Source organism: Rhizobium sp. FG96 (assembly GCF_057808655.1).
In genome coordinates this window covers 82,095-107,722 of sequence record NZ_JBMDIL010000011.1, presented here as the reverse complement: position 1 = coordinate 107,722, position 25,628 = coordinate 82,095, and the positions used below count along the sequence as shown (strand labels likewise).

The following is a 25,628-nucleotide window of genomic DNA, read 5'->3' as shown; positions in this document are numbered from 1 at the left end:
CGCTACTCACTGTCGATGATCGGCCTTTCGCTCCTGGTTGCCCTCATCGGCAATCCGGGCATCGCCATGGCCTGCAACAAGATCATCGGATCTTGAGCCCTCGACGCAAGGGAACAGAAGGCGCGGGCCGGGGTTCGCGCCTTTTTGCTGCGCGGCATTCAGGCTGAAACGCAGACGATCCGGGCGCCGCGCTCCTCGAAGAGCTCACGCAGCAGGCTGCGATGGCAGCGGCTCTCCTCCTCGCAATAGCAGCCGACAGCGAAATTCGTGCCCTGCGACAGCAGCGCCAGCATATCCAGCACCCGCGCCACATCCGGCACCGCCATCTCCTTGAGAAAGGCACGGCTGAACGCCTGCCATTCCTTCTCTGTTTCCGCCAAACGCGCCTCGGCCACAAGTTCGGCGCTCGGCGAAAGCATCGGCAGCCAGACATCGTAATAGTCACGGCTGGCGAATTCTTCCTTCGGCACCCCACGCGGCGGCCGCCTGACAGTGCCGATCCGTAAGCCCTCGTCTTTTCCGCGCGGCGATCCCAGGCGCACGATGCTGATGGCCATTCGTCTCCTCCCGGCAGCGCGATTGATTCCCTGTAACCGCGCAAGGCGCGCGCTGCGCTCGACAATATGCCGCAGCCGGCGACGGCGTGCCAAGAGGCAGGCAGCGGCCACCTGGCATGGCGAGACCGGAGCAAAATGCCAAAAACCAACACGAAACCGAAGGAGATTCGCCGAAAATCGCTCTAAAATACCATTCTATTTCAAAGACATAATTTCGGTACGCCAAAGTTTAGACTGCGTCGGCATCATCCGTCAATCGTACTTCTCCCCTGTCAAAACGCCGCTTTGACCCGACTCGCAAATCGGCTTAGCCCGGCTCCTGTCCGGCCATGAAGACCGGGCTTCACGATGAACTCGCAAAGGAGGTTCTAGTGACCAGTGTATCATCCTTGGGCAGCGCCCTCACCCAGTATCAGTCCCCGATTTCGAGCCTCGACAAGAACGGCGACGGCATTATCTCCGCCGACGAGCTTGCTGCGGCAAACATTTCCACCGGTGCATCGACGACCGCCACCAGTACTGCGAAGGCGTCCTCCACCAGCACCGACGACGACAGCGGTTCCACCACCGACGTCGTGCAGCGCATCACCGCCGATATCCTCAACATGATGCTGCAGATGCAGCAGCAGTCCGATAGCGGCACCAGCAGCGATGACAGCAGTGACGGCACCGACGCCGCAAGCGGCCCGCAGGGCGTTCTTGCTTCGCTCGATGCCAATGGCGACGGTCAGCTGACGACCAGCGAAATCCTCTCCGGCGATACGCAGGCCCTCGCAGGCAATGCGTCGGGCGATGACGATGATCAGTTCCTGACCAATATCCTCAGCGATATCCAGAAGTCGCAGCAGGCCTACCAGAATACCTACGGTTCCTCCCCTGCTGCCGATACGGCAGACACGCAGGGCGAGATCCAGGCCATCTGACCCGAGCCGGGCTCCGCCGGGGGAGCCTTGCCGGGGAAGATGGACGTTGATTGATGAGTGGCAGCCGCGTCACCGGACTGCCGCAGTCTAAAGACGCAGAGAATGGCAAAATGCACACGCGACGCGCGTGATGTCAGGCAGATGAGGCGAACGTGCTTAAAGTACCGCACCGCCAATCGAAATACCCGAAAAATAGGGCTTGCATGCAAAGCCTGAGACCCCCACTAATCGCTTGAGATGATCGCGATCCCGATTGCGCAAGACACGCTTCGAGGGAGTCCTTTTTGATGAGAGCGCTTCTGCTCGTCGATATCCAGAACGGCTTTTGTCCCGGTGGCAATCTTCCCGTTCCCGATGGCGACAAGGTCGTCCCGGTGGCGAATCGTCTGATCGACAGTGGAAAATATCAGCTGATCGTCGCCTCGCAGGATTGGCATCCGCCCGGCCATGGCAGCTTCGCCTCCTCGCATTCTGGAAAACAACCCTTCGAAATGGGCGAACTCTCCGGCAAGCCGCAGATGCTGTGGCCAGATCATTGCGTCCAGCACACAGTCGATTCAGAACTGCATCCGGAACTGAAGGCCGACGAGATCGACCTCATCCAGCAGAAGGGTGAAAACCCGCATGTCGACAGCTACTCGGCCTTCCGCGACAACGACCGCGATGCCTCGACCGGACTGTCGGATTTCCTCGAAGACCAGGGCGTCACCGAGCTCGACGTCTGCGGCCTCGCTACCGATTATTGCGTAAAGTTCTCGGCGATCGACGCGCTCGACATGATCCCGGGCGTCAAGGTCCGCTTCATCGAAGATGCCAGCCGCGGCATCACCGCCGAGGGTGTTGACGCCGCAATCGAGGAAATGCGCGCACGCGGCATCGAGATCATCGGCAGCGAACAGGTGCTCGAGGCCTGAGCCTCAGTCCGTCGCCGCCCGCTCCAATCCGTAGATATCGTCGGCCAGATCCTCGGCGCGCTTGGCAAAGGCCGCATGCGCATCCTGCAGCCCCTTCTTGTAATAGGCGGCGCCGATCTCCTTGGCGAAGAACTCCATGACCAGCTCCGCCTTGATGATGCCGATGGACTGATCGAGCTCGCTGTCGAAGAAATGCTGGATGCGCGCGCTCAGCTGCGCCTTCTCATCCTTCGAGAATTCCACCGCTTTCATCGCTCTTCCTCTCCTCGTGAACGCCACCACCGTTCAGCGAAATCGATCGGTCAATCAAGGAAATTCGATTGCGGCGAAAGCCTTTGCGCCATAGAGGAGGCCCATTCGAGAAAAGGAAGATACCGATGAGTCGGTCGGATTTCGTTGACGGCTTGCGGGGCGGCTTTGCCGTGGCCCTCGCCTCCGCCCCCTTCGGCGCGCTGTTCGGGGCGCTTGCCGCCGATCACGGCATGTCGCTTGCCGAGCTCACCTTCATGAGCGCCACTGTTTATGCCGGCGCCAGCCAGATGGTCGGCATCGAGCTCTTCGGCGGCAATGTGCCTGCCTGGGTGATCGTCGCCTCGATCCTCGCCGTCAACTTCCGCCACGTTCTTTATTCGGCAGCGATCGCCAAGCACATCCGCCACTTCACGGCGCTGCAGAAGTTCTTCACCTTCTTCCTGCTGGTCGATCCGCAATTTGCCGAAACGGTCAAGCGCGGTGAGGCCGGCAAGCCGGTCACCTTCATCTGGTACCTCGGCTTCGGCATCATCATCTACATTCCCTGGGTGCTGATCAGCCTGCTCGGCGGCGTTCTCGGCAGCTTCATCGGCGATCCCAAGACGCTCGGCCTCGATATCCTGCTGCCCGCCTATTTCCTCGGCATCGTGCTCGGCTTCCGCAGCCGCGACAACTTCCTGCCGGTGGCGCTCGTCAGCGCCGTCGCCTCAGTGATCGCCTATCACCTCGTCGGCTCGCCCTGGCATGTCAGCCTCGGCGCCGCTGCCGGCATCATCCTGGCGGCCCTTCTGCCGCTACCAGCCGTCCACGCGCCGGAACCGGCCAACGAGCCGCACGAGGTCTGATCATGCAATTCGATCTCCACATGGTCCTCGTCATCATCGCCGCCGCCGTCGCCACCTATGCGACGCGCATCGGCGGCTACGTGCTGATCACCACGATGAAGCGCATTCCGCCGCGCATGGAAGCGGCGCTCAATGCCGTTCCCGCCGCCGTCCTGACGACGCTGGTCGCCCCTGCCTTCTTCGATGGCGGTTGGGATTCCAAGCTGGCGCTCGCCGCCGCCCTCGTCATCGGCCTGCGCTACTCGCATATGTGGATGCTCGCCGTCTCCTGGGTCATCGTCATGGCCTGGCGCCACACGATCGGCATGTAACGGAAAAGGGCGGCTCGAGGCCGCCCTTTGTTTTTGTCGGGATATCGCGCCTCAATATTCCAGCGGCAGCGTCGCGTTCTCCAGCCACGCCTGGACATCCTTGTCATGGATCAGCGGCATCAGCGCCTCGCGGGTGCGGGCGTGATAGTCGTTGAACCAGTGCAGCTCGTCATGCGTCAGGAGTTCCGGAATGACGATGGAGCGGTCGATCGGGCAGAAGGTCAGCGTCTCGAAGCTGCGCATCGGCGTATCGCCGCCCGCGACCTCTTCGGCCTCGCGCACATAAATCAGGTTCTCGATGCGGATGCCGAAGCTTCCCGGCCGGTAGTAACCCGGCTCGTTGGAAAGGATCATGCCGGGCAGCAGCTCCTGCGTCGACAGCTTGGAGATGCGCTGCGGCCCTTCATGCACTGAGAGATAGGAGCCGACGCCATGGCCGGTGCCATGACCGAAATCGGCCCCTGCCCGCCACAGCGCGATACGCGCCAGCGGATCGAGATCGCAGCCGCGCGTGCCCTTGGGGAAGCGCGCCGTGCTGATCTGGATCATGCCCTTCAGCACCAGCGTGAAGAAGCGCTTGTGCTCCTCGGTGACGGCACCGATGCCGACCGTGCGGGTAATATCGGTGGTGCCGTTGATATATTGCGCGCCTGAATCGATCAGGAACAGTTCGCCCGCCTGGATCGGCCGGTCGGTATCGACGGTGACGCGGTAATGCATGATCGCCGCGTGTTCGCCGGCACCCGAGATCGTATCGAAGGACACATCCTTCAGCGGGTTCTGCATGCTCTGGCCGACGCTGGCGCGCACCGCTTCAAGCTTCTCTGCGGCCTGGATCTCGGTGACACCGCCGGGCTTCTGCGTCGAGAGCCAGTAGAGGAACTCGACCATCGCCGCGCCATCCTGCAGATGCGCGGCGGCCGAACCGTTGATCTCGACATCGTTCTTGATGGCGCGCGGCAGCTTCGCCGGATCGGCACCCTCGACCACTTCGCCACCCGCCTTGCGGATGATCTCGGCAAGCGCATAGGAGGCGATCTCCGGATCGATCATCACCCGGCCGCCATCCTTCGACACGGCAGCCAGCCGCTCGTCGAGCGAAGACGGCGGCAGCTGCGTCGAGATCTGTGCCAGATAGGCCTCCTGCTCGATGCCGGTCTTGCGCTTGTCGAGGAAGAGCTCGGCCTTGCCGTCGGCATGAATGATGGCGCGCGCCAGCGGATGCGGCGTATGCGGCACGTCGGCACCGCGGATATTGAAGATCCAGGCGATCGAGGACGGATCGGCGATCAGCACCGCCGCCACCTTCTTCCTGGAAAGGTCCGCGGCAATCGTCGCGATCTTGTCCTTCGCCAGCACGCCCGCCTGGGCGATATTCTGGATCGCCACGGCGCCGAGCGGCTCGGCCGGACGGTCGCTCCACAGCCTGTCGAGTGGATTGTGCGGCAGGAACACCAGACTGCCGCCGATCTCGGAGAGCGCCTGCTGCAGCTTGCGGACTTCCGATCCCGAATGCAGCCAGGGATCGATGCCGAGACGCATGCCTTCCTTGCCGTTCCTGGGGATCCACAGATGCGGCGGCTCGTTGACGAGATCGCCGCCGGTAAAGACCGATCCGTCCACCTGTTCGGCAAGCTGCGTCACGTAACGGCCATCGACGAAGACGATCGCCTGCGTGCGGGCAATCAGCGCAATGCCGGCCGATCCGGTGAAACCGGAAATCCAGGCCAGCCGCTCCGCGCATTTCGGCACATATTCGCCGTTGAACTCGTCGGCGCGCGGCACCAGAAAGGCGTCGATCCCGAGCGCATCGAAACTTTCACGCAAACCCGAGACCCGATCGCGGCCGAATTGCGGCGTGGACGTCACTTCAAAAGACTGAAACATGCTGAAAACCCAATGCTGAAGGCCGAATCCGCCTGAGAGCGGTTGGCGCTATGTTACCGGAATTTCTAGGGAAGTGGAGAAAAACACCGCCACCTCTCCTTAAGGCAGGCCGCCCATTATTTTGGCAGAAATGTGACAGCAAATGTGAAACTGGCACGCTTTATGCATTCCACGCATGGCTCCCATGACGCAAACCCTCTGCCTGAGTTTTTTCGGATGATTATATAGAGCGCATCAAACGGGTTCGAGATGAACCTCAAACGAAAAAGGAATTTTGAAATGACTGCCTCTCTGTCGCGCTTCGCTTACAGCAGCCCGGTGCAGGCTGGCGAGCGCCAGACTGTCCGTCATGTCATCGGCTCGCGCCGCCCGCTCAATGAGGATAGCCTCAAGATGCTCGGCACCAGCCACAAGGCTACGCGCCACAAGGGCGCACCCAGCTACGCGTTCTGAGCTATTTGCCGCTTCGTCTCTCCTCCTCCCTCGACGGACCGGCAATCAGAACTGTAGAGCCCACTCGAGCGCTCCTCCTCCTTTAGCTCGTGGGCACGACCGTTAGACGGTCAAAAGGCGGTGCCATTGGCACCGCCTTTTCTTTTTCCCGGAATTGCTTTCCCTGGCCCTTACGGACGATCGAGATGGATCGTCACCCAGCCGTTGCGCCAGATGGTGCGCACATGGCGAAGCTTCTGGCCATTATAGGCCGACAACACCTTCCAGCGCTGCGATGCCAGAATGCCCGACAGGATGACCGTGCCGCCAGCCGCCAGATTGTCGGTCAGCTTCGGCGCCATGCGGATCAGCGGCCGTGCCAGAATATTGGCGATGATCAGGTCGAAGGGCCCGTATTCGGAAAAGGCGGTCGAATGAAAGCCCGGCGCCGTCTTGGTGACGATCCCTGACGATATGCCGTTGGTGCGCACGTTCTCGGCGGCAACGCGCGTGGCGATCGGGTCGATATCGGTTGCCAGAACCGGGATATTCTTCAACTTGCGCACGGCGATCGCCAGAACGCCGCTGCCGGTGCCGAGATCGAGCGCATTCCTGACGGTGCGTGAACGCATGACGCGGTCGATCACCTCAAGGCAGCCGGCCGTCGTTCCGTGATGGCCGGTGCCGAAAGCCTGGCCGGCATCGATTTCGATGCCGATATCGCCGGATCGCACCTTGTCGCGGTCATGCGAGCCATGCACCAGGAAGCGCCCTGCCCGCACCGGCTTCAGCCCTTCGAGCGACTTCGCCACCCAGTCGACATCGGGAATGACCTCGCGCTCGACCGAGAGTTCGGGATAGGCAGCCGTCAGCGCCTCGTCGACGCGCCGGCGCACCTCGTCCTCGTCTTCCCGCATCATGTAGACGGAGGCTTCCCAGATATCCTTCTTCTCGTCGATCTCGGTCGTGGCAATGGCGAAGTCCTCTTCGCCGAAAACCTCGGTCAGCAGATCGAGCACCTGCTCGGCCTTCTTCTCGGTGGTCGAGACATACAGGCGGATTTCACTCACGAATTCGTCTTTCTTTACTGGGCGCCATCGATCCAAGGCGGAGGCGGCGTATCATAACCGGCAACACCGCGCAGCAGGCGGTTTGCAACAAAGGGAATGCGAACGGCGAGCGGAGCAAGCATGTTGCGCAATTTCGTCGCTACCGGATTACGCATCGTCACCATCGACGTCAAACCATAGGTTTGCTTCAGCACGGTTTTGACGGCCGGAATGCGCCGCGCCGAATATTCCTGCTCGCGCCCCTCCGATATCAGATAGGCGAGCCAGCAGGCATCCTCGATGCCGAGATTCATGCCGCGCGCACCGGCCGGCGAGTGAATATGCGCCGCATCTCCGGCCAGAAAAACATTGCCGACGTACATCTTCTCGACATGGCGGAAATGGATGCGGAAATTCGACACCCAGACCGCCTGGCCGCCCGGCATCGGATGGCGGATGCGCTTTTCGAAATCCGGCAGCGTCGAGAGGTAGCGCACCGTATCCGAGGACACCGGCAGGCGGCCGATCATGCCGGGATCGACGAGTTCGATCTCGACATAATGCGGATCGACCGGCTGCGGATACTGATAGTCGGCGAGATAGAAACTGGCCTCCAGCGCCTGGCCGGGAAAGCCGAGCCCGGCTGCCTTCCTCACTGCGGAATGGGCGCCGTCGGCGCCGATCAGGATATCGGGAGCCACCTCTTCGGCCGTGCCATCCGGACGGCGTAGCACGACGATGGGCTTCTCCATGCTGCCCTCGACGCGCTCCAGCACGGTCTGCCATTCCGGCTCGACCTCATAGTCGGAAAGCTTGCTGATCAAAAGCCGCTCGGTATGCCCCTGCGCCAGGATCTGCATCGCATGGAACTTGCCGGTAACGCGGCCCGGATCGATCTCGAACAGGATGCGCTCGCCCGAGCGCGCCCGCAGACGATCGACGCGGAAGGCCACCTGCTGGATGACGTCGCTGACCCGCGAGGGTGAAAGAAGCGTCATCGTCCGGGCATTGATGCCGAGCGCCCGGCTTTCCACCAGCGGCACCGGGCCGGCATCGCTGTCGATGATCCTTGGGCGGTGGCCGCGCCGAACGAGTTCGAGCGCTGCAGTCAGGCCGGTCGCCCCGGCCCCGACGATCAGGATATCACGATGTCCGCCCGGCATGTGTCACCCCTTGGTGATCAGGTTCTCGAGCTTCTTTACAGCCGTATCGGGATTTTCGCCATAGGCGATGGTGCCGGCGAAACGGCCTTGCCCATCGAGCAGGAAAACCGATGCCGTATGGTCCATCGTGTAGTCACCGTTCGGATTGTTCTCGTCGACCGGCACCTTCTTGGCATAGACGCGGAAGCCCTTGACGACATCGGCGATCTTGTCCGGCGAGCCAGAGATACCGGTGATGCGCTTCGAGACGTTCGAGACATACTGGTTCATGATCTCCGGCGTATCGCGCTCGGGATCGACGGTGACGAAATAGGCGTTCAGCTTGTCACCGGCGGGATCCACCTTCTCCATCCAGCCATTGAGCTCGAACAGCGTCGTCGGGCAGACTTCGGGGCAATGGGTAAAGCCGAAGAACAGCGCGCTCGGCTTGCCGCGCAGCGCCTGCTCGGTGATCGGCTTGCCATCCTGCGCCACCAGCGTGAACGGCACGCCATACGGCCCTTCGGCCGCCAGCGGCAGGTCCTTGGTCTTGGTGACATTGAGCGTCAGCCAGCCGAGTACGCCTGCTACGAGCAGAACGGCGATCCAGACGGCAATACGGAAATTCTTCATCAATCTAACCCCTAGCGGCGCAAAGCGCCCATCGCTGGCGGAATATAACCTCCGGCAACGCCGCGCAATTCAACAACCCGTTTTCTCACCCGTGATTAATTGCCTCACCCGGTAACCTCCGGTCATCCCGCCGCGCCTATGACGAAAGAAACAATTCTCTTATCCTGCAACTATTTAACACCGTTACATCCAAAGATCAGAAGAAATACATCGTTAGCGAAGACTTAATCGGTCACCTTTATATTTCGCACTGCGGCCGGCGCCATTGGCGCTACGTTTGACATGATGTCAGCGCTATCAAGACAGATTTGGCGAACGCGACGATACACGGCATTTCATCCGCTTTATTTCAGCCGGGGGCTTTCATTTCATGACCAGCAATTCGATACGCAAGACATTATCCGTCAGCCAGCGGCTTTGGACACTCGGCGGAGCGGCCTTGATCGGCTTCGGCTCGATGGTCGGTGTCGGCTGGTATGAGAACGCGCGTGTGGACCGCGCGCTCCAGCGCGCCAACGACATCCAGGACAGCGTCGATCGCGTCAGCGACATGCGCATCTCCAACCTGACGCTCATTCTCGCGGCGATGGACACGATCGTCGATCGCGGCGACAAGACCATCGCCCCCGAACGTCTGGCACTGATGACCAAGACGATCGAGACGCTCAAGAGCGGCTCGAAGGACATGGAGATCGTCGCAGGCGAGCTGAATGCCAGCGCCCTGTTGAGCAGCTACGACGCCGATGTCGCCGCCTTGCAAAAGGCAATCACCGTCGATCTCAAGGCTGCCGTCGAAGCCGGTGCCCCGGACGAGGCTTTCGACAAGCTCGACGACGCCATCGACGGCGGCGGCGACAAGCTGTCGGCAACGCTCGACAAGCTGGCGAAGGACGGCGGCGATGTCGCCGAACTTCGCGTCAACCAGGCCAACGAAATTTCCGCCAACGCCCTCTGGATCCAGATCGGCCTCGGCTTCTTCGCCATCGTCAGCATGGCTCTTCTCCAGTACATCCACGGTGGCTCGATCCGCAACGGTATCGAAGCCGTCCGTTCCAGCATGGTGCGGATCATGCAGGGCGACCTGCACAGCAAGGTCCCGGCGACCGAGCGCGGCGACGAGATCGGCGAGATGGCCCGTGCCGCGGAAAGCTTCCGCCAGGCCGCTATCGACAAGCAGAATCTTGAGAGCCAAACCGAAAGCGAACGCCGCCAGAGCGAGACCGAGCGCCGCGAGCGCGAAGCCCTCAAGCTCGCCGATGCCGAAGCGCTGAACGCTGCCGTCGAAGATCTCGGCCAGGGCCTCAACCGCCTCGCCCGCGGCGATGTCACCGTTACGCTCGACCGCCCGTTCAAGGCCGAGCTCGAACGCCTGCGCAACGACTTCAACCAGACCACCGAGCATCTGCGCAAGGCGATGCGCGACATCACGGCAAACAGCACCTCCATCCAGGCCAACAGCCGCCAGATGAGCTCCGCCGCCGACGATCTCGCCAAGCGCACCGAGCAGCAGGCCGCCTCGCTCGAGCAGACATCCGCTTCGCTCGACGAGATCACCGCAACCGTTCGCAGCGCCACCAGCCGCGCCGAAGAAGTCGGCCACATGGTCGCCCATACCCGCCAGAACACCGAGAAGTCGGATCTGGTCGTCACCCAGGCAATGGCGGCGATGGAGCGAATCGAAGGCGCTTCTCAGGAAATCGGCACGATCATCAACGTCATCGACGAGATCGCCTTCCAGACGAACCTCCTGGCGCTCAACGCCGGCGTCGAGGCTGCACGTGCCGGTGAAGCCGGCAAGGGCTTTGCGGTCGTCGCTCAGGAAGTTCGCGAACTTGCAGGCCGCGCCGCCGGCGCTGCCAAGGATATCAAGGCGTTGATCACCAAATCAGGCGCCGAAGTGAAGACCGGCGGCGAGCTGGTCACGGCTGCCGGCGAAGCGCTTCGCCAGATCGGCGAAGATGTTTTGCGCATCGACGAACATGTTAAATCAATCGTAACCTCTGCGCGCGAACAATCCACCGGACTGCACGAGATCAATACGGCCATCAGCCAGATGGACCAGGTGACGCAAAAGAACGCCGCCATGGTCGAGGAGACGAACGCAGCAAGCCATACGCTTGCGACGGACGCCGACAATCTGATCAGGCTGGTCGGTCAGTTCCAGATCGGCGAGGGCATGAATGCCCGTTCAACGCCGCGAGAAGCTTCCGCCGCCTCGCATCCTAAACCCTCACCCGCACGGAGCTTGATCGGCAAGGTCGCGGGCGCATTCAGTGGCGGCGCCGCCGCCAGAGCCATGGCCGCTCCGGCCGGAGACAATTGGGAAGAATTTTGATGACTAACGCCATTATCACACAGGCCGGATCGCATCTCGAAATCGTATCGTTCCATCTCGGCGAGCAGGAATTCTGCATCGACATCATGGCCATCCGCGAAATCCGCGGCTGGGCACCGGTAACCCCGATGCCGCATACGCCGCCCTACGTGCTCGGTCTGATCAACCTGCGCGGCGCCGTTATCCCGGTTATCGACATGGCCTGCCGCCTCGGCATGAAGATGACCGAGCCCTCCGAGCGCTCCGCCATCATCGTCACCGACATCGCCGGCAAGCTGGTTGGCCTCCTGGTCGAGCAGGTTTCCGACATGATGACCATCAAGAGCGAAGACCTGCAGCCGGCTCCGGAAATCATCCCGGAACAGCAGCGCGCCTTCTGCCGCGGCATCGTCGCGCTTGAGAAGACCATGGTCTGCTTCCTCAACCTCGACACCGTCATCGCCGACGAACTGGCGCGCGAGGCAGCCTGATCGGCAGCGATTGCAGATATGGAAAGGCCCGGTCGCAAGCCGGGCCTTTTTCGTTGAATGCGGGTAGCACACTTACTGGGGCTTCCCGTTCTTCCAGACAGGGTTCTGCCCATAGAGCGGGATCGTCGAGATCGACATCTTCGCCGAGCCATCCGTCAGCTCGCGCGAGTGGGCGAGATAGATCAGCGTGTCGTTCGGCTTGTCGTAGATGCGGGTCACCACCAGCTTCTTCCAGATCAGCGACATGCCCGCCTTGAACACCTCGTCGCCATCCTTCGACAGGTTGATGTCGCCGATCTCGATCGGCCCGGTCTGGCGGCAGGCGATGGAATTGTTGGAGGGATCCTCGAACCAGTTGCCGTTCTTCACCCTGTCAATCAGGCTGCGGTCGAAATAGGTGACGTGGCAGGTTACGCCCTTCACCGCCGGATCCGGGATGGCATCGACGATGATGTCATTGCCGATCCAGTCGACGCCGACCTTGCCGACGACCTCGGCGGAAGCGCCGCCGGCAGAGAGCGCAGCAACGGACGCAGCGGCAAGAACGATCTTACGAAACATGGATGGAAGCTCCTAATTGAACCGCTTTCTAGATAGGCAGCATCAGGCGCAATACAAGAAAAGCCTAACGATCAGGCGCGCTTGCAGGTGCAGGGCTCATAGCCGGCGGCAAGCAGCCGCCCCGGCTTCATACCGATCATGGCCGGGATCGCATGCACCGCCGCGGCCTTGACCGCCTTCGCCATCTCGATCGCCGCCTGGGCGCAGACGACGGCATCCTCGGCGGCATTGTGATGGACGAAACGCAGGCCGAGATGCTCGGCGATGATGTTCAGCCTGTGCGACAGGAACTGCGGCCAGATGCGCTGCGCCATCTTCAGGCTGCAGAGATAGGTGAGCTCCGGATAGGACTGCCGGTAGAGATCGAGCGAGGCGCGCCAGACGCTGAAGTCGAAGGCGGCATTATGGGCGATCATCGTCGAGCCCCTGAAGTCGTCATGAAACTCGTCCATGACCTCGGGGAACTCAGGCGCATCCTCGACATGTTCAGGGCGAATGCCGTGGATGGCGATGTTCATGCCCGAAAAGCGCATGTCCCTGGGGCGGATCAACCGCTCCTCGACGCGAGTCACCCTGCCGTCCTCGATCCAGGCAAGCCCGACCGAGCAGGCGCTGCCGCGCTGTTCGTTGGCCGTTTCGAAGTCGATGGCAATGGTCTTCAAGGAGAGGTCCGTGATTCGCTGGTGTTCACACAGGCTTAGCCGCGCCGGCACCTGTGCGCAAACAGACCTGTTGACATCGCACCCGGCATCAACGACTTTTCCCGCCATGATCGTATCGAACGCGCACATCGCCACCATGCATCTTACCACGGCCCCTGCAGGGTTCGGGGAGGCATTGGCGCGTTAATCGTGCGATCACACCCGAAGACCCTGCCGAGGCGAGCAGGGTTTTTGAAGTCCCGCTCTCCTCCGTCATTTTCAAGGAGAGCATTTTGGAAAAGCCGCAAGACATTTCATTCAGCAAACAGCCGTCCACCAAGGGCGTGACCATCCGCGCCATGCGCGCCGACGACCTCGAGGCCGTCACCGCCTTCCTCAACCTGCCCGGCTTTCGCCACGGCACGCTGCGCCTGCCCTTCCAGACCATCGAGGAAACCCGCAGGCGCTTTGAAGCCATGCCCCAGGGCAATATCAGCCTCGTCGCCGAATATGACGGCGTGCCGGTCGGCGACGCCCACCTCATGCGCAACCAGGGCCGCCGCAGCCACGCCGCCAGCATCGGCATGGGCATCCACGACGACTTCACAGGCAAGGGCATCGGCAGCGCCCTGATGCAGGCCCTCGTCGACACGGCCGACAACTGGCTTGATATTAAGCGGCTGGAACTGACCGTCTATACCGACAACCCCGCCGCGCTCGCCCTCTACCGCAAATTCGGCTTCGAACAGGAAGGTCTCCTGAAAGCCTTCGGCTTCCGCGCCGGGGAATATGTCGATGCCTATACGATGGCGCGGGTGAGGTTTTGAAAGGAACTATGTGGCCCGGCGAGGCCACAACATCCTTCCGTCATGCTCGGGCCTGTCCCGAGCATCTGCAACGTAGCGGATCCTCGGGACAAGCCCGAGGATGACGCCATGATATAGGCTGACTTCAGCAGTTAGCCACCGATCAGCGCCAGCCACTCGTCCTCGTCCATCGTCTGAACGCCGAGCTCCTTAGCCTTGTCGAGCTTGGATCCTGCCCCCGGCCCGGCGACGAGAATGTCGGTCTTCTTCGACACAGAGCCGGCGACCTTGGCGCCCAGGCTTTCGGCGCGCGCTTTCGCCTCGTCGCGGGTGAATTTCTCCAGCGATCCCGTGAAGACGACGGTCTTGCCGGCGACGGGGCTCCCCGAGGTTACCGGCTGCTCGGCCTCCTGCGGCGTCACCTCGGCGATCAGCGCGTTGATGACCTCGACATTGCGCGGCTCCTTGTAGAACTCGACGATGGCGCGGGCGACGATCTCGCCGATGCCCTCGATCGCATTCAGCTCGTTCCACGCCTCGCCGGAGAGCGGCGTCGCCTCCTGCATCGCGGCGGCGAAGGCCTCGTAGGTGCCGTAGGAGCGCGCCAGTAGCTTTGCCGTGGTCTCGCCGACATGGCGGATGCCGAGCGCGTAGATGAAGCGGTGCAGCGCGATCGAACGGCGTTCGTTGATCGCCGCATAGAGCTTGCCGACGCTGACCTTGCCGAAGCCGTCGATATTCTCGAGCTTCGTCAGCGTCGACGCCTGCTGGCGCTTCTCCAGCGTGAAGATGTCGGGCGCCGTGCGGATCTGCAGCGACGGGTCCTCGCTCTCGAAGAAGAAATCCACCTGCTTCGTTCCGAAGCCTTCGATGTCGAAGGCATTGCGCGAGACAAAATGCTTCAGATGCTCGGTCGCCTGCGCCCGGCAGATGAAGCCGCCGGTGCAGCGGGTGACCGCGTCGACCTTGCCGGTCTTCTCGTTGACTTCGCGCACCGCATGCGAACCGCAGACCGGGCAGGTCTTCGGGAACTTGTAGGCGGCGGCATCCGCCGGCCGCTTCTCCATGACGACATCGAGCACCTGCGGGATCACGTCGCCCGCCCGCTGCACGATGACGGTGTCGCCGATGCGGATATCGTGATCGTCCTCGCGGATGCGTTCGCCGGAATTGCCGATGCCCTTGATATAATCCTCGTTATGCAGCGTCGCATTGGTGACGACGACGCCGCCGACGGTGACGGGCGTCAGGCGCGCCACCGGCGTCAGCGCACCGGTGCGGCCGACCTGGATGTCGATATTCTCGACGACGGTGAAAGCCTGCTCGGCCGGGAACTTGTGCGCCGTTGCCCAGCGCGGGCTGCGCGAACGGAAGCCGAGGCGCTGCTGCAGTTCCAGGCCGTCGACCTTGTAGACCACACCGTCGATATCGTAGTCGAGATCCGGGCGCTTCAGGCCGATGTCGTCGTAATGGGCAAGAATATCGGCCACCGCATTCAGCCGCTTCATCAGCGGATTGACCGGGAAGCCCCATTCCCTGAACGTTTGCACCATGTCGAACTGCGTCTTCGGCAGATCGTTCGGCTCGGAGATTTCGCCCCAGGCATAGGCGAAGAATTTCAGCTTGCGGCTCGCCGTCACCTTGGCATCGAGCTGGCGCAGCGACCCGGCCGCCGTATTGCGCGGATTGACGTAGGTCTGCTTGCCTTCCGTCTCCATCTGCCTGTTCAGCGCCAGGAAGTCGCTCTTGGCCATATAGACCTCACCGCGCACCTCGACGACATCAGGCACGCCCTTGGGCAGCGTCTGCGGGATTTCCCTGATGGTGCGGATATTGGCGGTGACATTCTCGCCCGTGGTGCCATCGCCGCGCGTCGCGGCGCTGACGAGCTTGCCGTTCTCATAGCGGATCGACATCGAGAGCCCGTCGATCTTCGGCTCGGCCGTAAAGGCGATCGACTGATCCGGCAGGCGTCCCAGGAAGCGGTAGACGCTGGCGACGAAATCCTCGACGTCTTCCTGCGAGAAGGTGTTGTCGAGCGACAGCATCGGGCGGGCATGGGTGACGGCGGAGAACGTTGCGGATGGCGCAGCGCCCACCCGCCGCGTCGGGCTGTCTTCGCGGATCAGCTCCGGAAACCGCGCCTCGATCGCATCATTGCGCCGCTTCAGCGCGTCATAATCGGCATCCGAAATCTCCGGCTGGTCCTTGCCGTGATAGAGCGCATCGTGATGGGCGATTTCCTTCGCCAGGCGCTCAAGCTCGGCTGCGGCCTCTTCGATCGTCAGGCTATCGGCTTCGATGGACATGCGTGATCACTCCGGAGAATCTGGAGTTGTTTTTTAGCGCAAATTGGCTGGATGGGAAGTGGTGGGCTGTGGCCACCCTCGTCCTTCGAGGCTGCGCCTGCGGCTTCGCACCTCAGGATGAGGGTGGAGAGATCGCAGCGCAAATATCGCCAACATCATGCCTTGCGGAATAAGTTTTGAGACTCTGGGGACCGGCAAGCCTCAGCGAATATGGAGCCCTCATCCTGAGATGCGAAGCCCGCGAGGGCGTAGCCTCGAAGGACGAGGCCGTCGCACCTCAGGATGAGGGGTGGAGAGATGGTGGCGCAAGTATACGAGAACATCGAGTACTGCGGATCTAGCTTTGGGCCTTAAAGGCCAACCAGTCGCAGCCTTAGTGGGAGCCCTCATCCTGAGGTGCGAAGCCCGCAAGGGCGTAGCCTCGAAGGACGAGGGCGGCGCTCTCAGCAGAGCCCCTACCCGTTCCCCGACAACAGCTTGGCAGCCGCAGCCCGCGCCTCGTCGGTGACCGAAGCCCCGGCCAGCATACGGGCGATCTCCTCGGTGCGGTCCCGCGGCGCCATCGTCGCCACCCGCGTCGCGATCTTCTCGGAGCCCTCTACCGGACCCTTGGAGATCAACAGATGCGTCGCCGCCCGCGCGGCAACCTGCGGCGCATGGGTGACGGAGAGAACCTGGACCTTGTCGGAAAGCCGCTTCAGTCTCTGGCCGATCGCATCGGCAACGGCGCCGCCGACACCGGTGTCGATTTCGTCGAAGACGAGCGTCGGCGCCGAGCCGCGGTCGGCAAGCGCCACTTTCAGCGCCAGCAGGAAGCGCGAGAGTTCGCCGCCCGAGGCGACCTTCATGATCGAGCCCGGGCGCGTGCCCGGATTGGTCTGCACATGGAATTCGACGATATCGATGCCTTCGGCAGCCGCTTCCGCGGCATCCGTGGTGATCTCCACCATGAAACGGGCGCGTTCGAGCTTGAGAGCCGGAAGCTCGGCCATCACGGCCTCCGACAACGCCGTACCGGCATGATGACGTTTCTCGGAGAGCGAGCGCGCCGCCGCGTCATAGGCAGCCTTCGCGACGCCCACTTCGGCATCGAGCTTGACGAGCTTCTCCTCGCCGGCATCGAGATCGGCGAGATCGGCGATCATCCTCACGGCAAGCGCCGGCAGCTCGGTGACCGGCACGGAATATTTGCGCGACGCTGCGCGCAGCGCAAACAGCCGTTCCTCGACCCGCTCCAGTTCCTTCGGATCGTACTCAGTCTTCCGGAGCGCAGCCTCGACTTCCATCTGCGCGTTGGAAAGCTGATCCAGCGCCGCGTCGAGCAGCGCCACGGTGTCTTCGAGCAATCCGGGCGCCTCATGGCTCTTGCGCTCCAGGCGGCGCACCAGCGAGGCGATATGCGGCACCGGAGAGGCATTGCCGTTCAGGAATTCGGAAGCCTCGGCGATGTCGCCGGCGATCCGTTCGGCCTTCATCATCTTCTGGCGGCGGTCGGCCAGCTCGTCCTCTTCGCCGTCACGCGGCGAAAGCTTCTCGAGCTCCTCGACCGACGAGCGCAGATAGTCGGCCTCGCGGGCGGCATTCTCCACTTTCTCGCGGTGCTTCTTCAGCGTCCGCTCGGCGTCGCGCCAGGTTCTGTAGAGATCGGAAACGTGAGCGACATCCTCGGTGATGCCGGCAAAGGCATCGAGCAGGATGCGGTGGGCATTGGTATCGACAAGCGCGCGGTCGTCGTGCTGGCCGTGGATTTCGACCAGCATCTGCCCCGCCTGGCGCATCAGCTGCACGCTGACCGGCTGGTCGTTGACATAGGCCTTGGTGCGGCCGTCGGCGGATTGCTGGCGGCGGAAGATCAGGTCGCCGTCGTCGTCGATGCCGTTTTCGCGCAGGAGCTTGCGGGCGCCGTGGTTCATCGGCACGTCGAAGGCGGCAGTCACCTGCCCCTTGTCTTCGCCATGGCGCACGAGGCCGCCGTCACCGCGCCCGCCAAGGGCGAGCGACAGACTGTCGAGAAGGATGGATTTGCCGGCACCCGTCTCCCCCGTCAGAACGGAGAGACCGGATTCGAATGAGAGATCCAGCCGCTCGATCAGAACGATATCGCGGATCGAAAGCTGGATCAGCATTGCGTTACAGGCCTCACGAGCCGAGCAGCAGCTTCCGGCCGGCTTCGGAAATCCAGGAGCTCTTGTTCTCCCGCGGCTCCGCGCCGCCATTCTTCAGCAGCTTGAAGGAATCGGCGTACCACTGGCTATCCGGATAGTTGTGGCCGAGAACGGCTGCCGCAGTCTGAGCTTCTTCCACGATACCCATCGCGTAATAGGCTTCGACCAGACGGGCGAGCGCTTCCTCGACCTGATTCGTATTCGGGTACTTTTCAACCACGATACGGAAACGGGAGATAGCGGCAAGATACTCCTTGCGCTCAAGATAGTAGCGGCCGATCTGCATTTCCTTGCCGGCGAGCTGGTCGCGGGCAAAGCGGATCTTGGCCTGAGCGTCGTCGACATATTCGGAGTCCGGATACTTGTCGATGACGGCCTGCATCGCGTCGATCGTCTTGGACGAGGCACGCTGGTCCTGGGTGACGTCAGAAATCTGCTTCGAATAGGACAGACCGATCAGGTACTGCACGTAAGCAGCGTCCTTGGAGGCCGGATACTGCGCCATGTAGCGGTTGCCGGAAGCCAGAGCGTCGTCGATCTTGCCCTGACGGTACTTGACGAAGGTGCTCATCACCAGGGCCTTGCGGGCCCATTCGGAGAACGGGTTTTCACGGTCGATGGCGTCGAACTTGCGCGCCGCTTCGGCCATGTTGCCTGCCTTCATGTTGGCAAGCGCCTGATTGTAGAGAACATCCGGCGGGTCATTGTCGAGGCCGAGCTTGGTGATGTCGATATCTGGATCCGACTGGCAACCGGAAATCAAGGCGCCTGCGCTCAGCACCACGAGCGATGCGAGCAAAGCGCGCGCTGTCTTCATCATACCTTCAGACCTTGCATAACTCATAGATAAATCCCGACTCCCGCTACCCACTCTTAGCGGCAGCCACACCTCGCTGGCGTTTCTAGCCATAAATGTGCGGCGAGAGCAACGCAATGATGACGCATTAACGCATTTTTGTGGCATCGGCCCAGAGAATATCCGGCTTTTTATCTTTGATTCCGTGTGTTGCCGCTAAGCATCTGCCGCAAAAACACTATCCGGTGGAAACCCGGCATAAAAAAACCGCCTCCCGAGGGAGGCGGTCCTGGTCTAGGAATTCGTTCTGGAGGTCACGCCGACCAGGGGGCGAAGCCGGGAGCATTCACTGCAATGAAGTCACGGGCCGCAACGCGCGGGCGGGCAGCCGAGGTCTCGACGACTTCGTAGGCGCTCGGATCGCTGAGCAGCGCCTTGAGCGCATTGGCGTTCATCTTGTGACCGCCGCGGTAAGAGCGGTAGCAGCCGATGAAGGGAGCGCCGGCAAGCGCCAGATCGCCGACGGCGTCGAGCGTCTTGTGACGTACGAACTCGTCCTTGGCGTAACGCAGGCCTTCGACATTGATGACCGTGTTGTCGTCGGAGATGACGACGGAATTCTCAAGCGAGGAACCGAGAGCGTGGCCCGAAGCCCACAGGCGCTCGACGTCGCGCATGAAGCCGAAGGTGCGGGCCCGCGACAGTTCGGTCTTGAACGTCTGCGCGGTCAGGTCCCCTTCCCACTTCTGGCGGCCGATCAGCGGGCATTCGAAATCGATCTCGACTTCGAAGCGCGTGCCGTCATAGGGGCGGAACTCGCTCCACGAACCGCCATGCTCTATGCGAACCGGCTTGGTGATGCGGATATAGCGGCGCTTGACGCCGAGAGAGACGAGGCCGACCTGCTCGATCGCTTCGATGAAGGGAGCAGAGCTGCCGTCCATGATCGGCATTTCGGCGCCGTGAACTTCGATCATCACGTTGTCGAGGCCCAGCGCATAGACGGCGGCCATGACGTGTTCGATGGTCGCGACCGAATGCGCCGGAGAGAAACCGAGAACCGTGCAGAGGTCCGTATTGCCGACCTGCGAGGAAACCGCGCGCAGTTCGGTCACCGAGCCGTTTTCGTGCATGCGCTGAAAAACAACGCCCGTATCAACTTCAGCCGGATTGAAGGTGATGGAGACTTCCGCGCCGGAATGGACGCCGGTGCCCGAAAGCGTCACCGGGCGAGAAACCGTCGTCTGGAAGCCAAGCATGCCAATAACCATAAAATTCTGCCTTCATTACCCTTGATGGTTCCTAGCGCTCAAAGCACCCAAAACAAACCACCAAGTTTCTTTGTCCACACCGCCGGATTGTCGCCATATGGCGTCAAGGCGCGGTCCCCTGACCTCATACATACGTGCGCCCGGGCTCCATTCCAAATCACTGTTCGTTTCGGATTGTTACGAAACCATGCAATTGAAATGATTTGTTAATTTAGCCTTCTGAAGCGGCCCTGAAACAGAAGCGCCCGGGACTGTGATCCCGGGCGCTGAGCGTGGCGATTCTCGTCTGCTTAGTTCGACTGGCGGCGCAGGAATGCCGGGATTTCCAGCTGGTCGTCTTCCTGCATCATGCGGGCCTGCGGAACGGCGCGGCCCTGGTCGTCGAGGTTGCCGCGACGCGGAGCGTAGAGGCTGGCTTCCGGCGAAAGCGGACGGCGCTGCTGGGAAGCGGCTGCCGGAGCAGACGTCATCTCAGGAGCAACTTCCTCTTCGCGGCGGTTCAGCGAGTTGGTGATCCGCTTGAGCAGGCCCATCGGGCCGCGCTCTTCGTGAGCCTGTGCTGCGACGGGCTGCGAGCGGTGATCGATCTCGGCCTGGACGACCGGCGGGAAGTCTTCGACCTTCGGCATGCGCGTCGGCTGCTGCATGGCAGGCTCCTGGCGGACCGGCTGTGGCGCGACCGGTGCAGGCTGCTGCATCATGACAGGCTGCGGAGCCGGCTGGCTCATGACCGGAGCCGGAGCAGGCTGCATCTGCATCGGTGCAGGACGGGCAACCGGAGCTTCCGGTGCTGCCGCGAAGATGCGGCTCTGCGGACGGAAGGTTTCCTGGGCGACCGGCTGCTGGACAGGAGCCGGGGCCGGAGCGCGCGGCGCGACGATGTCGAGTTCGCGTTCCATCTGGGCTTCCGCCATGCGGATCGTCTGGGCAACGGTATCAACCGGCTTCGGTGCCTGCATGACCGGAGCAGGCTGTACTGCGGCCGGAGCCGGAGCAACGGCCGCCGAAGGACGGATGATCGGCTTTGCGGCCGGCTGGAAGGTCTTGGTGGACGCTTCGGCGGCAGCGCGATCGATACCGGTCGCAACGACCGATACGCGGATGATGCCTTCGAGCGATTCGTCGAACGTCGCGCCGAGGATGATGTTGGCGTCCGGATCGACTTCTTCGCGGATGCGGGTTGCAGCTTCGTCGACTTCGAAGAGCGTCAGGTCGCGGCCACCGGTGATCGAGATCAGCAGGCCCTGTGCGCCGCGCATCGAGGTTTCGTCGAGCAGCGGGTTGGCGATAGCGGCTTCAGCAGCCTGCATCGCACGGCCCTGGCCGGATGCTTCGCCGGTGCCCATCATTGCGCGGCCCATTTCGCGCATGACCGAACGGACGTCGGCGAAGTCGAGGTTGATGAGACCTTCCTTCACCATCAGGTCGGTGATGCAGGCAACGCCCGAGTAGAGAACCTGGTCGGCCATCGCGAAGGCGTCGGCAAAGGTCGTCTTGTCGTTGGCGATACGGAAGAGGTTCTGGTTCGGAATGACGATCAGCGTGTCGACCGACTTCTGCAGCTCTTCGATACCGGCTTCGGCCAGACGCATGCGGCGGCCGCCTTCGAACTGGAACGGCTTGGTGACGACGCCGACGGTCAGGATGCCCTTGTTGCGGGCTGCCTGTGCGACGACAGGAGCGGCACCGGTGCCGGTACCGCCGCCCATGCCGGCGGTGACGAAGCACATATGCGTGCCGTTCAGGTGGTCGATGATCTCATCGATGCACTCTTCGGCGGCTGCACGGCCGACTTCCGGCTGCGAACCTGCACCGAGGCCTTCGGTGACGTTGGCGCCGAGCTGGATGATCCGCTCCGCCTTCGTCATCGTCAGAGCCTGCGCATCCGTGTTGGCAACGACGAAGTCGACGCCCTGGAGGCCGGCGGAGATCATGTTGTTGACAGCATTGCCGCCGCCACCGCCAACACCGAACACGGTGATACGCGGCTTCAGCTCTGTGATGTCAGGCTTTTGCAGCTTGATAGTCATGGTACCCGTTCCTTCTCTTTATGGCCGCATCGCCACGCCGGCCAATTCACTCGATGTTCAGAAGCTTTCCTTCAGCCACTGGCCCATCCGGGCTATGCGGCTGTTATTTCCCCCAAGCGACAAGAGCAGACCGCTCTGTGACGCATGTGTTTCCATGTCCGCGACCTGCGGATAGATCATCAGGCCGACCGCCGTCGAAAAGGCCGGTCCCTTGGCTGCCGTCGGCAGGCCGGAGACGCCCATCGGGCGGCCGATACGAACGTTGCGGGCCAGGATCTTGCGGGCCACGTCTGCAAGACCGGTGAGCTGGCTTGCGCCGCCCGTCAGCACGACGCGCTTGCCGACGATCGGGCTGAAGCCCGAGCGCTGGATCCGGTCGCGGATCAATTCCATCGTTTCCTCGATACGGGCGCCGACAATGCGCGAGACGAGCGCACGCGGCACCTGGGTCGGCAAATCGCGCTCGTCTTCGCCGATCGGCGGGATCGAGATCAGTTCGCGCTCGTCCGAAGAATTCGACATCGCCGAAGCGTGAACGACCTTCAGGCGCTCGGCATCTTCGATGCGGGTAGAAAGACCGCGTGCGAGGTCGGTGGTGACATGATGACCGCCAAGGCCGACAGCGTCGGTATGAACCAGCTTGCCTTCGGCAAAGACCGAGATCGTCGTCGTGCCGCCGCCCATGTCGATGGCCGCGCAGCCGAGTTCGACTTCGTCGTCAACGAGGGCTGCCAGACCGGAAGCGTAAGGCGTCGCAACGATGCCTTCGACCGAGAGATGCGCGCGGTTGACGCTGAGCTCGAGGTTCTTGAGGGCGGCGCGCTCCGCGGTGACGACATGCATGTCGACACCGAGCATGTCACCGTACATGGACAAGGGGTCGCGAATGCCGCGCTCGCCATCGAGCGAGAAGCCGGTTGCCAGCGAATGCAGGACTGCGCGGTCCTGGCGCAGCGACTGCTGGCAGGCGGCGGCGAGAACCTTCTTGAGGTCGTTGAGTTCGACTTCCTGGCCGCCGAGATCGATCGTCGCCGTGTAGACGTCGCTGCCGAGACGGCCGGCCGTCAGGTTGACGATCAGACTCTCGACCGTGAGACCGGCCATGCGCTCGGCCGCATCGACGGCGAGACGGATGACGCTCTCGAGCGCGTCGAGGTCGGCGATCACGCCGGTCTTGATGCCGCGGGAACGCTGGTGGCCGATACCGATGATCTCGATGTCGTGCGTACGGCCCGGGAGAATTTCGCTCTCCTCGCGCGGCGTCAGCCGGCCGATCATGCAGACGACTTTCGTCGATCCGATATCGAGCACCGAAACGATGTGCGACCGCTTCGACGAAAGCGGCTTCAGGCGCGGCAATCCAAAGTGGGATGAACCGAACAAGCTCATATATTCTGCCCCGCCTTCTTCAAATCCTTGGTCCGCTGATCGAGCACCACCTGACGCCGGGCCATGGCCTCGGGGGTGAGCTGGATTGCGGTCCGGTCTGCCAATCGGAGATCGACGGCTGCGATGTCGCGCGCCAGAAGATCCTGTTCCTTGTTGAGTTTCGACAGCGTCGCCAGTGCCTGATCGACATCGTCGGCCGGCAGCTTCACGACGACACCATTTTCGAGATGAAGATCCCAACGGCGGCTGGAAACCCAGACGTAAGCCTTCACGCGAGCCTTGATATCCGGCCAGTTGGCGAACTCGCCCTCGAGCGCGGCTGCCGCCGTCTCGGCATCGCGACCGACGACGAGCGGGAGGTTGGAAAACTTGTTGTCGCGCAGCGGCGCGATGACAGAGCCGTTGCGCTCAATCAGCGAAAGCTCCTGGCCGTGCTGCCAGATCGCATAGGCCTGACGCTCCTTGAGCTTCACTTCGATCGTCCGCGGATAGACCTTGCGAACCTCTGCGCTTTCGACCCAGGGAAGCTTGGCAATCTTCTGGCGGGCAGCATCGACGTCGAGAGCGACGAGCGATGTCGTGCCGTCGAGGCCGAGAAGCTCGAGGATTTCGATCTCGGAAGTCGCCGTATTCCCGGAGACCTTCACGTCCTCGATGGCAAAGCCTGCAGCCGTGGTCGTCGCCTGCGCCACCGCTTCCGTGTGACCACCGAGCGACATGCCGTAGAGGCCGGTCGCAGCGATGAACGCCAGGGCCGAAACAGTGCCGGTATGCGCCGGAATGTAGATGCGCCCCGTACCGAGACTCACGAGAAAGCGGACGACACGGCGCAGCGGACGCGGCAGCACCATGCGATTGTCGCCTTCCGGGAAGGCGATCTCATCGCGATGGCTCGGGCGCCCTATCCTTTTGACCGTCAACGAGAACAAGAAGCGTCCTCCACCATCCAGCGCAGAAACTCACCAAAGGAATAACCGGCATGACCGGCCATTTCGGGCACCAGAGAGGTTGGAGTCATTCCCGGCTGAGTATTGACCTCGAGCCAGATGATTTCGCCATCTTCGGAGAAGCGATCGTCGTAGCGAAAGTCAGACCGGCTGACGCCACGGCAACCAATTGCTTGATGCGCCCTTAGCGCCAATGATTGTATTTTTTGGTAAATTTTCGGTGAAATTTTTGCCGGAATGACATGTTTCGAACCGCCCGCGGCGTACTTCGCATCATAGTCATAGAAGTTGTGACCAAGCGGCACCACTTCGGTAACCCCGAGCGCCACATCACCCATGACGCCACATGTCAGCTCGCGGCCATGGATATAACGCTCGACGAGAACCTCTTCGCCATAGCGCCACTCGGGAGAACTGATGACCTGCGGCGGATGCGACTGATCTTCCTGAACGATCAACACGCCGAAGCTCGAACCCTCACGAACCGGCTTCACCACATAAGGCGGCTTCATCGGATGCTCGGCCGGAAAGGCGAAACGATTGATGACCTCGGACTGTGCGACCGGAATGCCGGCTGCCGCCGCAACGCCCTTGGCCTTGCCCTTGTCCATGGCGAGCGCCGAGGCGAGCACGCCGGAATGCGTGTAGGGAATTTCGAGATATTCGAGAACGCCCTGGATCATCCCGTCTTCGCCGAACGGCCCATGCAGGGCATTGAAGACGACATCGGGACGAAGGGCGGAAAGCTTGGCAGAAACGTCACGATCGACATCGATAGTCGTGACCTGGAAGCCTTCAGCCTCAAGAGCCTCAGCGCATGCCTTCCCCGAAGACAGGCTCACAGGCCTCTCCGAAGAAAATCCGCCCATCAGGACAGCGACATGCTTGCGACTCATACTTACCCCCAAAATAACTTCCGGCATGAATTTCGACGCTTGCGCGAGGCTTTCGCAGTCGAATCTC

Annotated in this window: 24 protein-coding genes; 8 read left to right on the top strand and 16 right to left on the bottom strand. The window is 62.0% G+C overall.

Going from position 1 to position 25,628, the window contains the following annotated elements; all coding sequences use genetic code 11:
- Positions 1–158: 158 nt before the first annotated feature.
- On the bottom strand, positions 159–557 hold the full coding sequence (locus ACODR6_RS21505) for a DUF488 domain-containing protein (RefSeq protein ID WP_489024348.1): 399 nt from the start codon (positions 555–557) through the stop codon (positions 159–161).
- Between the two features lie 371 nt (positions 558–928).
- Here ACODR6_RS21505 and ACODR6_RS21500 point away from each other — a divergent pair, with 371 nt between their 5' ends.
- Together ACODR6_RS21500 and pncA are read left to right on the top strand one after the other, a co-directional pair.
- Entirely contained in the window at positions 929–1,480 is a 552-nt protein-coding gene (locus tag ACODR6_RS21500) for a hypothetical protein (RefSeq protein ID WP_112715743.1), read from the top strand.
- 287 nt (positions 1,481–1,767) lie between these two features.
- Positions 1,768–2,394, top strand: coding sequence for a bifunctional nicotinamidase/pyrazinamidase (pncA, locus tag ACODR6_RS21495; RefSeq protein ID WP_112715426.1), 627 nt, complete (start codon positions 1,768–1,770; stop codon positions 2,392–2,394).
- Positions 2,395–2,397: 3 nt separating this feature from the next.
- On the opposite strand, the gene ACODR6_RS21490 is transcribed toward pncA, so the two are convergent.
- Complete coding sequence (locus ACODR6_RS21490; RefSeq protein ID WP_130278008.1) at positions 2,398–2,646, bottom strand: DUF2164 domain-containing protein; 249 nt, start codon at positions 2,644–2,646, stop codon at positions 2,398–2,400.
- Positions 2,647–2,771: 125 nt separating this feature from the next.
- On the opposite strand from ACODR6_RS21490, the gene ACODR6_RS21485 reads away from it, so the two are divergent.
- Positions 2,772–3,491 carry an AzlC family ABC transporter permease gene (locus ACODR6_RS21485; protein ID WP_112715430.1) on the top strand — a complete coding sequence of 240 codons (720 nt, stop codon included), beginning with the start codon at positions 2,772–2,774 and terminating at the stop codon, positions 3,489–3,491.
- Positions 3,492–3,493: 2 nt separating this feature from the next.
- Positions 3,494–3,802 (top strand): AzlD family protein, encoded by a 309-nt coding sequence (locus ACODR6_RS21480; protein WP_130278007.1) that lies wholly within the window; start codon positions 3,494–3,496, stop codon positions 3,800–3,802.
- Positions 3,803–3,853: 51 nt separating this feature from the next.
- Here the strand turns inward: ACODR6_RS21480 and ACODR6_RS21475 are convergent, their stop codons facing one another.
- Positions 3,854–5,689, bottom strand: a complete 1,836-nt coding sequence (locus ACODR6_RS21475) for an aminopeptidase P family protein (protein ID WP_489024344.1) — start codon at positions 5,687–5,689, stop codon at positions 3,854–3,856.
- 279 nt (positions 5,690–5,968) lie between these two features.
- On the opposite strand from ACODR6_RS21475, the gene ACODR6_RS21470 reads away from it, so the two are divergent.
- On the top strand, positions 5,969–6,142 hold the full coding sequence (locus ACODR6_RS21470; RefSeq protein WP_165402589.1) for a hypothetical protein: 174 nt from the start codon (positions 5,969–5,971) through the stop codon (positions 6,140–6,142).
- Positions 6,143–6,312: 170 nt separating this feature from the next.
- On the opposite strand, the gene ACODR6_RS21465 is transcribed toward ACODR6_RS21470, so the two are convergent.
- Genes ACODR6_RS21465 through ACODR6_RS21455 form a run of 3 tightly spaced genes read right to left on the bottom strand, consistent with a single transcriptional unit; the run spans position 6,313 to position 8,945 of the window.
- On the bottom strand, positions 6,313–7,191 hold the full coding sequence (locus ACODR6_RS21465) for a 50S ribosomal protein L11 methyltransferase (protein ID WP_130278005.1): 879 nt from the start codon (positions 7,189–7,191) through the stop codon (positions 6,313–6,315).
- Between the two features lie 14 nt (positions 7,192–7,205).
- Positions 7,206–8,333 carry an FAD-dependent oxidoreductase gene (locus ACODR6_RS21460; protein WP_489024341.1) on the bottom strand — a complete coding sequence of 376 codons (1,128 nt, stop codon included), beginning with the start codon at positions 8,331–8,333 and terminating at the stop codon, positions 7,206–7,208.
- Positions 8,334–8,336: 3 nt separating this feature from the next.
- Complete coding sequence (locus ACODR6_RS21455; RefSeq protein ID WP_112715442.1) at positions 8,337–8,945, bottom strand: SCO family protein; 609 nt, start codon at positions 8,943–8,945, stop codon at positions 8,337–8,339.
- Positions 8,946–9,315: 370 nt separating this feature from the next.
- Between ACODR6_RS21455 and ACODR6_RS21450 the strand changes: the two genes are divergently transcribed.
- Positions 9,316–11,280 (top strand): methyl-accepting chemotaxis protein, encoded by a 1,965-nt coding sequence (locus tag ACODR6_RS21450; protein ID WP_489024338.1) that lies wholly within the window; start codon positions 9,316–9,318, stop codon positions 11,278–11,280.
- Complete coding sequence (locus ACODR6_RS21445) at positions 11,280–11,750, top strand: chemotaxis protein CheW (protein ID WP_112387003.1); 471 nt, start codon at positions 11,280–11,282, stop codon at positions 11,748–11,750. Before ACODR6_RS21450 ends, ACODR6_RS21445 begins: the two co-directional genes overlap by 1 nt.
- A 72-nt stretch (positions 11,751–11,822) precedes the next feature.
- Here ACODR6_RS21445 and ACODR6_RS21440 read toward each other — a convergent pair whose 3' ends face one another.
- Both ACODR6_RS21440 and ACODR6_RS21435 read right to left on the bottom strand, forming a co-directional pair.
- Positions 11,823–12,311, bottom strand: a complete 489-nt coding sequence (locus ACODR6_RS21440; RefSeq protein WP_489024336.1) for a CreA family protein — start codon at positions 12,309–12,311, stop codon at positions 11,823–11,825.
- A gap of 71 nt (positions 12,312–12,382) precedes the next feature.
- On the bottom strand, positions 12,383–12,973 hold the full coding sequence (locus ACODR6_RS21435; RefSeq protein ID WP_489024334.1) for a 3'-5' exonuclease: 591 nt from the start codon (positions 12,971–12,973) through the stop codon (positions 12,383–12,385).
- 272 nt (positions 12,974–13,245) lie between these two features.
- On the opposite strand from ACODR6_RS21435, the gene ACODR6_RS21430 reads away from it, so the two are divergent.
- Complete coding sequence (locus tag ACODR6_RS21430) at positions 13,246–13,779, top strand: GNAT family N-acetyltransferase (RefSeq protein ID WP_489024332.1); 534 nt, start codon at positions 13,246–13,248, stop codon at positions 13,777–13,779.
- A 131-nt stretch (positions 13,780–13,910) separates the two neighbouring features.
- On the opposite strand, the gene ligA is transcribed toward ACODR6_RS21430, so the two are convergent.
- From ligA to ACODR6_RS21390, 8 genes are all read right to left on the bottom strand, one after another.
- Positions 13,911–16,067, bottom strand: a complete 2,157-nt coding sequence (gene ligA, locus ACODR6_RS21425; protein ID WP_489024330.1) for an NAD-dependent DNA ligase LigA — start codon at positions 16,065–16,067, stop codon at positions 13,911–13,913.
- 455 nt (positions 16,068–16,522) lie between these two features.
- On the bottom strand, positions 16,523–18,193 hold the full coding sequence (gene recN / locus ACODR6_RS21420; protein ID WP_199629176.1) for a DNA repair protein RecN: 1,671 nt from the start codon (positions 18,191–18,193) through the stop codon (positions 16,523–16,525).
- 13 nt (positions 18,194–18,206) lie between these two features.
- Positions 18,207–19,076, bottom strand: coding sequence for an outer membrane protein assembly factor BamD (locus tag ACODR6_RS21415; protein ID WP_199629177.1), 870 nt, complete (start codon positions 19,074–19,076; stop codon positions 18,207–18,209).
- Between the two features lie 266 nt (positions 19,077–19,342).
- A complete protein-coding gene (gene lpxC / locus ACODR6_RS21410) occupies positions 19,343–20,299 on the bottom strand; it encodes a UDP-3-O-acyl-N-acetylglucosamine deacetylase (RefSeq protein ID WP_112715460.1) in 957 nt (318 codons plus the stop codon).
- 290 nt (positions 20,300–20,589) lie between these two features.
- Positions 20,590–22,329: a cell division protein FtsZ gene (gene ftsZ / locus ACODR6_RS21405; protein WP_112715462.1), complete on the bottom strand. Its 1,740-nt coding sequence runs from the start codon at positions 22,327–22,329 to the stop codon at positions 20,590–20,592.
- 57 nt (positions 22,330–22,386) lie between these two features.
- Positions 22,387–23,718, bottom strand: a complete 1,332-nt coding sequence (gene ftsA, locus ACODR6_RS21400) for a cell division protein FtsA (protein ID WP_112715464.1) — start codon at positions 23,716–23,718, stop codon at positions 22,387–22,389.
- Positions 23,715–24,647: a cell division protein FtsQ/DivIB gene (locus tag ACODR6_RS21395; protein WP_489024326.1), complete on the bottom strand. Its 933-nt coding sequence runs from the start codon at positions 24,645–24,647 to the stop codon at positions 23,715–23,717. The genes ftsA and ACODR6_RS21395 overlap by 4 nt, the downstream gene beginning before the upstream one ends.
- Complete coding sequence (locus ACODR6_RS21390; protein WP_489024555.1) at positions 24,635–25,561, bottom strand: D-alanine--D-alanine ligase; 927 nt, start codon at positions 25,559–25,561, stop codon at positions 24,635–24,637. The genes ACODR6_RS21395 and ACODR6_RS21390 overlap by 13 nt, the downstream gene beginning before the upstream one ends.
- Between the last annotated feature and the right edge of the window lie 67 nt (positions 25,562–25,628).